This window comes from Sphaerisporangium corydalis, assembly GCF_025506355.1.
GTDB lineage: Bacteria > Actinomycetota > Actinomycetes > Streptosporangiales > Streptosporangiaceae > Sphaerisporangium > Sphaerisporangium corydalis.
The window spans coordinates 167,973-180,747 of the sequence record NZ_JANZYP010000005.1; the positions used below are offsets into that span (position 1 = coordinate 167,973).

Annotated in this window: 12 protein-coding genes; 8 read left to right on the plus strand and 4 right to left on the minus strand. The window is 71.8% G+C overall.

The window, feature by feature from the left end; genetic code table 11:
* From NYZ98_RS05895 to NYZ98_RS05915, 5 genes are all read left to right on the plus strand, one after another.
* Nucleotides 1-624: a DUF5941 domain-containing protein gene (locus NYZ98_RS05895; RefSeq protein ID WP_262841474.1), complete on the plus strand. Its 624-nt coding sequence runs from the start codon at nt 1-3 to the stop codon at nt 622-624.
* 151 nt (nt 625-775) lie between these two features.
* Nucleotides 776-1,510, plus strand: a complete 735-nt coding sequence (locus tag NYZ98_RS05900; RefSeq protein WP_262841475.1) for a phosphocholine cytidylyltransferase family protein — start codon at nt 776-778, stop codon at nt 1,508-1,510.
* 85 nt (nt 1,511-1,595) lie between these two features.
* Nucleotides 1,596-2,636, plus strand: coding sequence for an iron-containing alcohol dehydrogenase family protein (locus tag NYZ98_RS05905; RefSeq protein WP_262841556.1), 1,041 nt, complete (start codon nt 1,596-1,598; stop codon nt 2,634-2,636).
* On the plus strand, nt 2,614-3,381 hold the full coding sequence (locus NYZ98_RS05910; protein ID WP_262841476.1) for a CDP-alcohol phosphatidyltransferase family protein: 768 nt from the start codon (nt 2,614-2,616) through the stop codon (nt 3,379-3,381). Before NYZ98_RS05905 ends, NYZ98_RS05910 begins: the two co-directional genes overlap by 23 nt.
* Before the next feature lie 189 nt (nt 3,382-3,570).
* Complete coding sequence (locus NYZ98_RS05915) at nt 3,571-4,470, plus strand: glycosyltransferase family 2 protein (RefSeq protein WP_262841478.1); 900 nt, start codon at nt 3,571-3,573, stop codon at nt 4,468-4,470.
* Nucleotides 4,471-4,516: 46 nt separating this feature from the next.
* Here NYZ98_RS05915 and NYZ98_RS05920 read toward each other — a convergent pair whose 3' ends face one another.
* From NYZ98_RS05920 to NYZ98_RS05930, 3 genes are all read right to left on the minus strand, one after another.
* The gene (locus tag NYZ98_RS05920; RefSeq protein WP_262841479.1) at nt 4,517-5,338 is read right to left on the minus strand and encodes an MOSC domain-containing protein; all 822 of its coding nucleotides are present in this window, start codon (nt 5,336-5,338) and stop codon (nt 4,517-4,519) included.
* Between the two features lie 206 nt (nt 5,339-5,544).
* On the minus strand, nt 5,545-5,874 hold the full coding sequence (locus tag NYZ98_RS05925; RefSeq protein ID WP_262841481.1) for a hypothetical protein: 330 nt from the start codon (nt 5,872-5,874) through the stop codon (nt 5,545-5,547).
* A gap of 118 nt (nt 5,875-5,992) precedes the next feature.
* Entirely contained in the window at nt 5,993-7,177 is a 1,185-nt protein-coding gene (locus NYZ98_RS05930) for a helix-turn-helix domain-containing protein (protein WP_262841482.1), read from the minus strand.
* A 292-nt stretch (nt 7,178-7,469) separates the two neighbouring features.
* On the opposite strand from NYZ98_RS05930, the gene NYZ98_RS05935 reads away from it, so the two are divergent.
* The 3 genes from NYZ98_RS05935 (at nt 7,470) to NYZ98_RS05945 (ending at nt 11,759) form a co-directional block, all read left to right on the plus strand.
* Entirely contained in the window at nt 7,470-10,058 is a 2,589-nt protein-coding gene (locus tag NYZ98_RS05935) for an AAA family ATPase (RefSeq protein ID WP_262841484.1), read from the plus strand.
* A 96-nt stretch (nt 10,059-10,154) separates the two neighbouring features.
* On the plus strand, nt 10,155-10,406 hold the full coding sequence (locus tag NYZ98_RS05940; protein WP_262841485.1) for a DUF4242 domain-containing protein: 252 nt from the start codon (nt 10,155-10,157) through the stop codon (nt 10,404-10,406).
* Nucleotides 10,407-10,715: 309 nt separating this feature from the next.
* On the plus strand, nt 10,716-11,759 hold the full coding sequence (locus NYZ98_RS05945; protein WP_262841486.1) for a hypothetical protein: 1,044 nt from the start codon (nt 10,716-10,718) through the stop codon (nt 11,757-11,759).
* Nucleotides 11,760-12,012: 253 nt separating this feature from the next.
* Here the strand turns inward: NYZ98_RS05945 and NYZ98_RS05950 are convergent, their stop codons facing one another.
* A complete protein-coding gene (locus NYZ98_RS05950; protein ID WP_262841487.1) occupies nt 12,013-12,744 on the minus strand; it encodes an acetoacetate decarboxylase family protein in 732 nt (243 codons plus the stop codon).
* Between the last annotated feature and the right edge of the window lie 31 nt (nt 12,745-12,775).

Sequence of the window (12,775 nt, forward strand, 5' to 3'; positions counted from 1 at the left end):
ATGACCAAGGTGCACATGGCGCCGGTGCCGCGCAGCTCGGTGGTGACCTTCCGGGACGACGGGGTGCTGGCCCGGGGCATGGGCCTGCTGGTGGCGGGCCAGCTTCCGCCGCTGCCGCCCGCGGTCGCCGGGGCGTTCGTCACCGGCGTGATGCTGCTCCTCGGGGTGGCAGGCGCCGACGGGCCCGCGGTGTTCGCGCCCGCCGTCGCGCTGCTGCTCGCGGGCCCCGGCAGCTCCCACGCCCACGACGGGCGGCTCGACTGGCTGGTGCCGCCGATCCTCCGGCTCACCGAATACGGCTTCGTCGCGTGCGTGGGCTTCGCCTGGGACGTGCCGAGGGTGCTGGTGTTCGCGTTGCTCGGCGCGATGCTCTTCCACCACTACGACGTCGTCTACCGCTGCCGGCAGCACGTCTACCCGCCCGCCTGGCTCGCCTCGGCCGGCCTCGGGTGGGAGGGGCGGATGCTCCTGGTGGCCCTGGGCGCCCTCATGGGGGCGGTCACCCCGGTCTTCGCGCTGGCCGCGCTGTACCTCTCGGCCCTGTTCTGCTGGGAGAGCGTCACCTGCTGGCTGGCCGCGCCGAGGTCCGGAGTCGAGGCGGCCGACCTCGGCGGGCACGATTGACGCCCGCCGAACGGCCCTGGCGCCGCATTCGAGGCGTGCATTGCCACCATTTGGTGTCTTTACGGTTTAGGTGAACTCCGGATTACACGATCACCACCCGTAGGCAACTAACCTTTGGCCTACAGATTCTGTCTTGATTGAGGAGTGCACGTTGCTGGGAATGGTGCTGGCCGCCGGGGCCGGACGACGCCTGCGGCCGTACACCGACACGCTGCCCAAGGCGCTCGTGCCGGTCGACGGAGAGACCACGATTCTGGACATCGCCCTGCGCAACCTGGCGGCGGTGGATCTGCGCGACGTCGTGGTCATCATCGGCTACGCCGCGCAGGCCGTGCACGACCGCAAGGCCGAGCTGGAACGGCGGCATGACGTGAAGCTCACCCTTGTGCACAACGACAAGGCGGAGGAGTGGAACAACGCCTACTCCCTCTGGTGCGCGCGTGATCACTTCTCGCAGGGGGCCCTGCTGGTCAACGGCGACACCGTCCACCCGGTGTCGGTCGAGCGCACGCTGCTGGACGCCCCCGTGACCAGCGACATCCTGCTGGCGGTCGACAACGTGAAGTCGCTCGCCGAGGAGGAGATGAAGGTCACGCTCGACGAGACCGGCCACCTCGCGCGGATCACCAAGCTGATGGACCCCGCCACCGCCTTCGGCGAGTACATCGGCGCCACCCTGATCCGCCCGGGCGCCGCCGAGCGCCTCGCCGACGCGCTCAGGGCCACCTTCGAGCGCGACCCCCAGCTCTACTACGAGGACGGGTACGGCGAGATGGTCGCCCGCGGCGAGAAGATCGCCGTCGCCCCCATCGGCAAGGTCGACTGGGTGGAAGTGGACAACCACGACGACCTCGCCAGGGCACGGGAGATCGCGTGCACGTACTAGCCGAACCGGCCGGACCGGCACGCGTCCGGCGGCCGGCGCCCGGCTCGGCGGCGCACCGGGAGGACGCATGCCCCTTCTAGCGCGAATGCTCATGGCCCCGCTGACCGTCGAGGTCCGCAGGGGCGCGGTGGCCCAGCTCGGCGCGCTGCTGGCCGACAGCCGGGTGGCCACCTCCGGCAGGGTCGCGGTCGCCGTGGGCGCCGGTCAGGGCGACCACATCTCCAGCCTGATCGCCGCCACTCTGGGCGAGGCGAAGGTGTTCCGCGTCCCCGACGGGTCGGTGGACGCGGCGGTGTCGCTCGGCGCCGACCTGCGCAAGGGCGCGTTCGAGGCCGTGGTCGGCATCGGCGGGGGCAAGACCATCGACGTGACCAAGTACGCCGCGTCGCTGACCGGCATCCCGATGGTCGCCGTCGCCACCAACCTGTCCCACGACGGCATCTGCTCGCCGGTCTCCTCGCTGGAGCACGAGGGCGGCAAGGGGTCGTTCGGCGTCCCGATGCCGCTGGCGATCCTGGTCGACCTCGACTTCGTGCACGGCGCGCCGCCCTCGCTCGTCCGGGCCGGCGTGGGCGACGTGATCAGCAACCTGTCGGCCATCGAGGACTGGCAGCTCGGCAACGTCGAGCGCGGCGAGCCCATCGACGGCCTGGCGGTCGCCATGGCGCGCACCAGCGCCGAGGCCGTGCTCGGCCGGGGCGACTCGATCGAGTCCGACGCGTTCCTCACCGTCCTCGCCGAGTCGCTGGTCCTGTCCGGCATGGCCATGGTCATCGCGGGCTCCTCGCGTCCCAGCAGCGGTGGAGATCATGAGATCCTGCATGCCGTGGACCAGCTTTATCCAGGCACCTCCAATCACGGCGAGCTCGCCGGGATCGGGGCGGCCTTCTGTTTCTTCCTGCGCGAGGACGAGCGCCGGCTGTCGCTGGTGACCGGCTGTCTGCGCGGTCATGACCTTCCGGTCACGCCCGGCGACGTGGGCCTGACGGCCGAGCAGTTCACCGCAGCGGTGATGCTGGCGCCGTCGACCCGCCCCGGGCGATACACGATTCTTGAGCACCTGCGCCTCTCCGAGGCCGAGGTGCGCGACCGGGTGGAGGAATATGTCCGGGCCCTCGGTCATTGAGCTGCGCGCGGTAGCCCAGCCACAGACCACGATGAGCCGCAACTCCGGCGAGCACTGGGCCGGCGCGCTCTACATGCGCAAACTGTCGATCTACGTGACGTGGGCGCTGGCCCGCACGCCGATCACCCCCAACCAGGTCACCGGGCTGATGATCCTCTCCGGTGTGCTCGCGGGCGTGGTGCTGGCCCTGCCGGGCCTGTGGGCGGCCGTCGCGGCGGCCGTGCTGATCCAGCTCTACCTGCTGCTCGACTGCTCCGACGGCGAGCTGGCGCGGTGGACCCACCGCACCTCGATCACCGGCGTCTACCTCGACCGGGTCGGCCACTACTTCGCCGAGGCGGCGCTGCTGATCGGGCTCGGGTTCCGTGCCTCGGCCACGCTGCCCGACTGGTACACCGTGCTCGGCGTCGCCGCCGCGCTCGGGGCCATCCTGATCAAGTCGGAGACCGACCTGGTCGACGTCGCCCGCGCCCGATCGGGCCTGGTGGCGACGACCGAGGAGGCGGCCGAGCACTTCCAGTCGCGGCGCCTCGGCGCGGCCAGGAAGATCGCCGCGGCCCTGCGCTTCCACCGGGTGATCCAGGCGGTGGAACTGTCGATCATCGCGGTGATCGCGGCCGTGTGGGACGCGGTCGCGGGCACCATCACCGCCACCCAGGTGCTGACCGTCGCCTGCGTCGTCTTCGCGGCGCTCCAGACGGTGCTCCACCTCGTGAGCATCCTCGCGTCGAGGCGGCTTGCTTGAGATGATGATGAATCGGAACCGGCGGCGGTCCTCCGGCGTCGTATCTCTGTCAAGGGCCGACGCCGAAGCAACAGTTGCTGTTTGGCGGGGGTTCGCTGACAGTTCCGATACCCTTATTTCGCAGTGTTCAGAGCCAGCCCGGATTGCCCGCTTACACAGACTCGGTGATCATGACTACATGCGTTCTCCATGCGTCGGGGCGATGACGCGTTGAAGATCTCGTGTGTCATCCTCACCATGGGCAACCGGATCGCCGAGCTTGATCGGGCCGTCGAGTCCGCGCTGACCCAGACCGACGGGGACGTCGAGGTCGTCGTCGTCGGCAACGGCGCCGATGTGCCCCCGCTCGCGGAGATGCCGGTCCCCGGCTCCGCGTCCGTGCGCACGGTCCGCATCCCGAACAACGTCGGCATCCCCGAGGGCCGCAACCACGGCGTCCGCGAGTGCACCGGCGACGTCGTGCTGTTCCTCGACGACGACGGGTGGTACGCCGACGACAAGGTGGCCGCGCACGTCCGGGAGCGGTTCGCCGCCGAACCCGACCTCGCGGTGATCTCCTTCCGCGTCATGGACCCCGACGGCGGCGTCGGCCAGCGGCGTCACGTCCCCCGGCTCCGCGCGGGCGACCCGCAGCGCTCCTCGCCGGTGACGACCTTCCTCGGCGGTGCCTGCGCGATCAGGCGGTCGGCGTTCCTCCAGGTCGGCGGCCTTCCCGGGCGGTTCTTCTACGCCCACGAGGAGACCGACCTGGCCTGGCGCCTGCTCGGCGAGGGTTACCGAATCGAGTACGACGCGGACGCCGTCATGTACCACCCGCAGGTCCCGCCGACGCGGCACGCCGAGTTCTACCGGCTGAACGCGCGCAACCGGGTGTGGCTGGCCCGGCGCAACCTTCCCTGGGCGCTCGCTGGGCTGTACCTCCTCGACTGGGTCCTGCTGACGCTGCTGCGCGAGCGGTCGTCGCTGGCGATCAGGTCGTGGTTCCGCGGCTTCAAGGAAGGCCTGCGCGAGCCCGCCGGCGAACGCCGCCCGATGGCCTGGCGAACCGCTTGGCGCATGCTCCGCCTGGGCCGCCCTCCCATCGTCTGACCCGTCCCCTGCCGGAGTCGTCTCCGTGCGGTGGCGCGCGGGTGGTTCAGGCCAGGACGGTGACCGGGTCGCCGAGCCGTAGTTCGCCTCGGCTTCTGGGGACCAGGCGGATGCCGAACCAGGTCTTGCCGTCCCAGCGGCGGTGGCGGGCCAGGGTGCGCAGGGGTTCCTTGCCCTTCTCCAGGGTGACCGGGTCGTAGGTGGTGGCGGCGCAGCGGTCGCAGCGTTCCGAGACGCGGAAGTCGAGCGGGCCGATGCGGATCTCGCGCCAGTCGTCCTCGGCGTACGGGGGAGCGCCGTCGATCACGAGGTTGGGGCGGAATCTGCCCATGTCCAGCGGGGCGGGCGGGTCGTCCTGGCGTTCCATGGCGCCTTCGAGGACCCAGTCGTCCAGGCGGCGCAGCGAGGAGCGTGAGGTGAGCAGGAGGGGGGCGTCACCGGCGAAGCCGACGATCTCGCCGGGCAGGCCGCCGTGGGAGGGCGGGACGGCGCGGCGGCCGGGGTCGTCGAGCCAGACCAGGCGGGCGGGTTCGCCGACCAGGCGGGTGAACCAGGCGTGGGCGTCGGGGTGCGCGAGCGTCGCGGTGTCCAGTTCCTGGAAACCGACGGGAACGTTCTCTCCGGTGGCCGGGGGGACCTTCATCTGGGGCAGTTCCGGCGCGTCGAGCAGCAGGCCGTCCTCTTCGGTGACGCTGGCGGCGACGGACAGCAGCCGGGGATGCTCCCCGAGCCAGAAAGGGTCCCCTTGCTCGTTCACGACGGCCCAGCGGCGGTCGCCCGCCAGCCCCCATCGCTCCACGATCGCCGTGTTCACGATCACCCCCGAAACCGCCTTAACCGGATATTTCCGGATCTCAGCTAGCTCCATGCCGACACCTTACGCCGCACCTCCGAGAGAGCGCTTTCACGCGAAATCGACCCCTGCCCGGCTCCCTGGATCGCCCCTATCCGGCTCCCCGGGTCGGCCCCTGCCCCGATCCCTGGGTCGGCCCCTGCCCCCCGATCCCCGGGTCGACCCTTGCCCCGCTCCCCGTCCAGAGTCGGCTCGTCTAGGGCTCCCGGGTCCGGGCGGGCTCAGCGGGCGTGGCCCAGGAGGATGTGGTGCCACAGTCGTTCGGCTTCGGGGTAGGTCATGTGGTCGGTCTCGGTGGCCTTCGGGCCGGCCGGGTCGTCCTGGCGGCCGATCCGCCGGATCCACGCCAGGCCGCCCCCGGCCATCAGGTAGTAGACGGTGGACCTGCATTCGCACGTCCAGCGCAGCGTCCGTGCCCGATCCACCCGGCGCGTCGCCGGATACCACGTGACCCGCTCCGTGCCGTCGGTGCCCCGGCACCGCGGGACGTGCACCCCGTGGCCGGCGTTACCCTCGAAGGCGCTCAGCACGGTCTCCAGCCGCCCGCTCACGCCCGTGCGGCCGTTGCGTGACTTGTCATGTACCGATGGTGAGATCGGGCGGTCCCGGCTGCCAGGGACACCCCGTCCCTCCGCGTCCACGGCCGCCGTTCCGTGAGGACGCTGTGTCCTACCCCTCCAGGGGCAGCGAGTTGGCCAGCGACCTGACCGCGGCCGACGGCCGCGTCTCGGCTTCGCGGACCTCGGCGACCAGCGTCAGCGCCACCCGCTGGTGGCGGAACCAGACCGGCGACAGGGCCCGCGCCTCCTGGAGGTGTCGCACCGCCGCGGTGTGGTCGCGGGCGTCGAGGTGCGCCTGCGCGACGTCCAGCAGGTGGGAGCCGTAGGCGATGCCGGTCACCTGGCCGGGACGGATGCGCCGGGACGCGACGAGCGCCTTGTCGGGCTCACGCCGTACGGAGTAGGCGTGGGTGGCCTGCATGGCCACCGTGGCCGGCCCGAACGCCGAGTTGTACACCCCGACGTGCTCGCCGAGACGCTCGGCGCCCGCCGAGGCCAGGGTGATGTACTCGGAGATGTCCTGACCGGCCGCCGCCGCGGGGGCGAGCGCCGTCATGAGCAGGTTGCCCCATGCGGCGATGTGCGAGGCCGGCGCGGAGAACGCGGGTTCGATGCGCTGGGCCATGCTCGCGGCCAGGCGCTCGGCCTCGCCGAGACGCGCCTGGTGCAGCAGCACCCACGCGTAGGTGGCGTGCAGGGTCGCCCACAGCAACTCGTCGCCGCCGCCGTGCGCCGTGGCGATGGCGCGCTCGGCCCCGATGGCGGCCAGGTCGTCGCGGCCGAGATGGACCATGATGCTGGCGGCCAGGTCGTAGGCCATCGCGAGCGGGTAGACGGCGGCCTCGCCCACGGCGGCGTGGGTCTGACGCGCCTCGCCGATCAGCCCGGGAAGCCGGGCCAGGAGCCACCCGAAGTCGCCCGCCCAGTAGCGGCGGCACGCGTCCTCGACGGCGGCCGTGACGTCGGCCAGGGAGGTGGGCTCGCCGTGGTGGCCGTCGTCGGCGCCGGAGAGGAACCCGGGGGAGATCAGCGCGTCGCGCAGCGCCAGCACGCTGCCGCCGTCGCGGTCGGCGCCCATCCGGTCGCGCTTGCCGATCATCTCGGCCAGCTCGACGTCCAGGGCGTTGGCGAGCCGCATGATGGTGGTCAGGCGGGCCGACCGGCGCCGGCCCTGCTCCAGCTTGGCGATGATGTCGCGGGACAACCCTGAGCGTTCGGCGAGCTGCTCCTGGGTGAGGCCGCGGTCCTCGCGGGTCCTCTTGAGCTGTCGCCCGATGCCGCCACGGTCGTCCATAAGCCCCGGCCTCTCCTGGATCCCTCGACGTCCTCAGGCTACGGCGCGGCGCTTTCCCCCTGCCAGCGAAACGGCGGTACTCATGACACCCGAGGTTTACCGTTTGTGGAACTTGGAGGTACGAAGCCTTCGTCCGCCCCCATCTGCGGCCAAAGACGGCAAGAGACGAAGTGTCGGGAAATGTCGGGCGGTCGAGGAGTGCCGGGCGCCCTGGGAAGTACGGCCCGGGCCTTCGTCTCATGGTGTGGGCCGTCGGGTACGGGGGCTTGCGGCGGTGGCGGATACTACGAGAATGCGGTTGCTGGAGCGGGAGTCGTCGTTGGCGTCGCTGGCCGAGTACGCGGCCGAGGCGCGGCGCGGTGAGGGACGGCTGGTCCTGGTCGCGGGCGAGGCGGGAGTCGGGAAGTCGGCGCTGGTCGAGCGGTTCCAGCGGGACCTGCCGGACGCCCGCTGGTCATGGGGGGCGTGCGACGGCCTGTTCACCCCGCGCCCGCTCGGCCCGCTCTTCGACCTGGCCGACCAGCTCGGCGGCGGCCTGCTGGACCTGTGCCGCGCCGGGGCCGGTCGTGAGGAACTGTTCCGCGGGCTGCTGCGCGAGGTCAGAGAGCCGGGCGTGCTGGACGCGGTCGTCATCGAGGACGTCCACTGGGCCGACGAGGCCACCCTCGACCTGCTGCGTTTCCTCGGACGGCGGCTCCGTGACGCCTCGATGCTCCTCATCGTCACCTACCGGGACGACGGCCTGGCGGCGGCCGACCCGCTCCGCGTCGCCCTGGGCGACCTCGCCTCGCAGCGGCCGACCCGGCGCATCGCGCTGTCGCCCCTGTCGGTGGACGCGGTACGCGCGCTCGCCGGCGGGAGCGAGTCACAGGCGTCCACGCTGCACCGGATGACCGGCGGGAACCCGTTCTACGTGTCCGAGGTCGTGCGCGCCGGGGCCGGCGAGGTGCCGGGATCGGCGCGGGACGCGGTCCTGGCGCGCGCGGCACGCCTGGGCGGCGAGGCCCGTGACGTGCTCGACGTCGCGGCGCTGACCGGGACGAAGGTCGAGGTGCGGCTGCTGGAGTCGGTGACCCGGTGCCCGGCGTCGGCTGTCGACGAGCTGCTCGCGTGCGGGCTGGTGGTCGGGGACGGCGGGTCGCTGAGGTTCCGCCACGAGATCGCCCGGCTGGCGGTGCAGGGGGCGGTCGCCGCGCACCGCGGCCGTGCGATCCACGGCCTCGTCCTGGCCGCGCTGGGTTCCCTCGGGTGTGACGACGACGCCCGGATGGCCTTCCACGCGGAGGCGGCGGGCGACGCCGCCGCGGTCCTGCGCCACGCGCCCGCCGCCGCGCGCCGGGCGGCGTGGCTGGCGTCCCACCGTGAGGCCGCGGCGCAGTTCCGGCGCGCGCTCCAATTCGCCGACGCGGCCGACGCCGCGACGCTCGCCGCACTGTACGAAGGGCTGTCGGACGAGGCGGCGCTGCTCGACCGGTGGCAGGAGGCGGCGGACGCCTGCGAGCACGCGCTGACGCGGTGGCGCGAGGCGGGCGACCGGCGGCGGGAGGGCGACGTGCTGCGGCGGCTGTCGCGCATCAGGTGGAACCTGTGCGGCGGCGGCGAGGTGGCGGCCGCGGAGGCCGCGGTGGCCGTCCTCGAGCCGCTGGGGCCGGGTGTCGAGCTGGCGTGGGCGTACGCCACCTTCGCCAACCAGCGGATGCTGCACGCCGACCACGACGCGGCGATCGGCCTGGCGCTGCGGGCGCAGGAGATCGCCGAACGGCTCGGCGCCGGCGACGTGCTCAGCGACGTGCTGAACACGCAGGCCGTGTGCGCCGGCATCCAGGGCGGCGAATGGTCCGGGCAGTTGCGCCGCGCGCTGGAGATCGCGCTGTCCGGGCGCCACCAGGACCAGGTGGGCCGCGCCTTCGCGAACCTGTCCTCTCTGCACAGCACCGAGCGGCGGTTCGACGAGGCCGAGCGGTACCTGTCCGAGGGCATCGCGTACTGCGACGAGCACGACCTCACCTCGTACTCCACGTGCCTGCGCAGCGAATGGTCCACCGTCATGGAGCGGACCGGGCGCTGGGAGGAGTCGATGAGGCTCAACGCCGAGATCCTCACCATGGCGGGCCGTTCCCCGGCCAACCGGCTCTGCACGCTGCGAAGGCTCGGCGCGATCATGGCTCGCCGGGGGGACTCCGGCGTGTGGGAACACCTCGACGAGGCGGCCGTGAGCGCCGACCGCACCGGCGAACCCCAGCAGATCGTGCCGGTCCGGCTGACCCGCGCCGAGGCGTACTGGCTGGAGGGCCGGGCGGGCGCGGCCGTCCGCGAGGCCGAGCTGGCCGCCGACGCGTGCGCCGACCTGGACGCCTGGGACCGCGGCTCGGTCGCGGCCTGGCTGCGGCGGACCGGCTCCGCCCGCACGGCACCGGGCGAGTACGCCGAGCCGTACCGGCTGGAGGTCGACGGCGACCCGATCAAGGCCGCGCGGGTCTGGACCGAGCTGAGCTGCCCCTACGACGCCGCGCTGGCCCTGGCCGGCGTGTCCGAGGAACCGGCGCTGCGCGAGGCCCTCGGGATCCTCACCGGCCTCGGCGCGGCCCCCGCTGCCCGGATCGTCAGGCAGGCGTTGCGCGGGCTCGGGGTCCGATCGCTCCCCGCCGGGCCGCGCTCGGCCACCCGAGAGCATCCGTTCGGGCTGACGCGGCGCGAACGCGAGGTCCTCGCCCTGGTGTGCGCGCAGCACACCAACGCCGAGATCGCCGCGAAGCTGTTCATCTCCGTCAAGACCGTGGGCCACCACGTCTCGGCCATCCTCGCCAAACTCGGCGTCCCGAGCCGGGACGTCGCCGCGGCCCAGACGATCAGGCTCGGCCTGGCCGACGTGGAAATCTAGGCAGTACGCGGCGAAACATAGGGAACGGCTCCCGATCCGGGCCATGGGCCCGCACTCCTACCGTCTGAGGGACTGACCACGACATAGGAGGCCGGCGTGCCGATCTACATGGACGTACACAACATCACCGACGGCGTCGCGATGGCCGACGTCGCCCAGGCGCACAAGGCCGACCTGGAGAAGCAGGGGATGTTCGGCGTCAACTACCTGCGCTACTGGGTCGACGAGAAGCAAGGCAAGATCTTCTGCCTGGTCGAGGCCCCCTCGGCGGACGCGGCCGAACACGTCCACCGCCAGGCCCACGGCCTGGTCGCCGACGAGATCTTCGAGGTAAGAGAAGGCTGCTGACCCGCCAGACCAGGTCCTCGCTTCGCGACAGCCTCGCTTCGTGACAGCCTCGCTCAGAGCAAGGTCCTCGCCTCCGCGCGCTGGACGCGCTCCGGCTCGGGCTGTGTTTCCCAGGGGGCTCCGCCCCCTTCGACCCCCGAAACCGTCGCTGCGCCCAGGCGGACACATTGGGGGATGGGTTCAAGCTGACGCGGTACCAGCCGGGTGTTTCGGAGATCGTCGGCCTGGAATCGTTGCTTTCGGCTCAGCACCTCGAGGGGCGCGGGAACTCGCCGTCTTACGGGTGCGATGGCGGGAGGGGCGGGGGCGATGAGGGTTCGGGAGGCTCGGGGGGTTGCGGGGCGGTGGGTCGGGGAGTTCGCGGCGGGGGCGGCGGGTTTCGCGGGGGCGTTCTTCAGCGGGTCGGTGTGCTGGGGGTCCGGGGAGAGGGAGCTGGCCGCCGCGTCCGACGTGGATGTGATCGTCATGACCTCGGGGGACAGGGCGCCGGACAAACTGGGGAAATTTGTCTGGGGCGGCGTGCTGATCGAGGCCACGTACCTGTCGTGGGGCGAGATGCCGTCGCCTGGGGAGATGGCAGGTTCGTATCACCTCGCGGGGAGCTTCCGTGGGGTCGGCGGCATCATCGCCGACCCCACCGGGCGGCTCGCCGAGATCCAGGCCAGGACGGCACGGGAGTTCGCCCGCCGGCCGTGGGTGCGCCGAAGGTGCGCGGACGCCGAGAAGCGGATCGTGGACGGACTCGGGCGGCTCGACCCGTCCGAGCCGTTCCACGACCAGGTCACCTCGTGGCTCTTCCCGACCGGCGTGACCACGCACGTGCTGCTAACCGCCGGGCTCCGCAACCCGACCGTCCGGCTCCGCTACGTGGCCGCCGGAGAGCTCTTGGCGGAGTACGGGCAGGCGGACTTCTACGAGGAACTGCTGCGACTACTCGGCTGCGCGAACCTGAGCCCTGAACGCGTGACCCGCCACCTGCAGGCGATGGCCGAGGTGTTCGATGCCACGGCGCCCCTGTCGACGACGCCCTTCTTCTTCTCCTCCGACATCACGCCCTTGGCGCGGCCGATCGCCGTCGACGGTGCCCATGACCTCATCGCACGCGGCCGCCACCGCGAAGCCGTCTTCTGGATCGCCGCCACCTACGCCCGATGCCTGAAGATCCTCACCGCCGACGCCCCGCCCACCGTCAGGAAAGCCTTCGCCGGAGGCTTCGCCCACCTGATCGCCGACCTGGGCATCACCTCGCCCGCGGACCTCCAATCCCGTGCCCAGGACGTCCTGACCTTCCTCCCCGCCCTCCGCACGACCACCAACAAGATCATCACCACTAATCCCCACATCCAGGACTGACTTCACCCCAATACCGCCTGACGCGTCCTGACAGTGCGAATATGCGGCCCAGACCTGCCCGAGAAACGCAACCCGCGAATAACGGGGTAAACCGGGTGTCGAAGGGGGCGGAGCCCCCTGGGAAACACAGCCCGAGCCGGAGCGCGTTCAGCGCGCGGAGGCGAGGACCTTCTTTCCGGATGAGCCTATGGCACGCCTCGCCGGGCTCGCGGGACGTATGGGAAGCCGGGACGGCGGGTGTTCCGGGTGGGGGTCAGAGTTGGGTGGGGTTGTTGAAGGACATGGTGAGGTGGGTGGCGGTGGTGGTCATCAGGGCGCGTTTGGGGAGGCCGAGTTCGCTCAGTTCCTTGGCGATCGGGTGGTTGCCCAGGCGGATCAGCGCGCCGCCGGGGCGGGCGCGGACGCCGTGGGGGCGCATGGTCCAGCGGGTGCGCCGGGTGACGCCGTCGAGGTGGGAGTAGGCGTCCATCGTGGTGGGGGCGCCGAGCACGGGCACGCCGGGGCGGATGAGCAGGTCGAGTACGAGGCGGCCGTCCTTGCGCAGGACGCATCGCTTGTACGGGGAGGAAAGCCGCAGGTCGATCTCGGCCAGTTCCTTGGGGAAGCCCCAGATCGTGCGGCCGGCCTCCATGGTGAAGCCCTGGTCCACGGGGAGCCAATGGATGAACGCGCCGGTGCCGTGCGCGCGGAGGTCGCGTACGCCTGCCAGCGCGCCGTGGGCGGGGGGACGGCCGGAGCCGGGCGGGCGGACCATGAACGCCACGCCGAACTCGTTGTAGGAGTCGAGGTCGCTGTCGCCGTAGCGGACGAACACCAGCGTGCACAGGGCCTTGCCGGGAAGGGCCTCGGTGACGTCGAGATCGGAGTAGGCGAGCACGGCCCGGGCCGCGTCGGCCCGTACGAGGTACGTGGCGCCGCAGACGGAGGCGTCCCTGACCTCCACGGGCATCGTGACCCGTCGGCCCTGGATGAGATGGCTTGCCATGGCTTCCAGTACATCAACCCGGGATCCCAGG

Bases quoted from the DNA above. Each gene is read 5' to 3' on its own strand.
- NYZ98_RS05895 (WP_262841474.1), top strand. From the start codon at position 1: ATGACCAAGGTGCACATGGCGCCGGTGCCGCGCAGCTCGGTGGTGACC.
- NYZ98_RS05905 (WP_262841556.1), top strand. From the start codon at position 1,596: ATGCTCATGGCCCCGCTGACCGTCGAGGTCCGCAGGGGCGCGGTGGCC.
- NYZ98_RS05910 (WP_262841476.1), top strand. From the start codon at position 2,614: ATGTCCGGGCCCTCGGTCATTGAGCTGCGCGCGGTAGCCCAGCCACAG.
- NYZ98_RS05915 (WP_262841478.1), top strand. From the start codon at position 3,571: ATGCGTCGGGGCGATGACGCGTTGAAGATCTCGTGTGTCATCCTCACC.
- NYZ98_RS05920 (WP_262841479.1), bottom strand. From the start codon at position 5,338: ATGGAGCTAGCTGAGATCCGGAAATATCCGGTTAAGGCGGTTTCGGGG.
- NYZ98_RS05930 (WP_262841482.1), bottom strand. From the start codon at position 7,177: ATGGACGACCGTGGCGGCATCGGGCGACAGCTCAAGAGGACCCGCGAG.
- NYZ98_RS05935 (WP_262841484.1), top strand. From the start codon at position 7,470: ATGCGGTTGCTGGAGCGGGAGTCGTCGTTGGCGTCGCTGGCCGAGTAC.
- NYZ98_RS05945 (WP_262841486.1), top strand. From the start codon at position 10,716: ATGAGGGTTCGGGAGGCTCGGGGGGTTGCGGGGCGGTGGGTCGGGGAG.
- NYZ98_RS05950 (WP_262841487.1), bottom strand. From the start codon at position 12,744: ATGGCAAGCCATCTCATCCAGGGCCGACGGGTCACGATGCCCGTGGAG.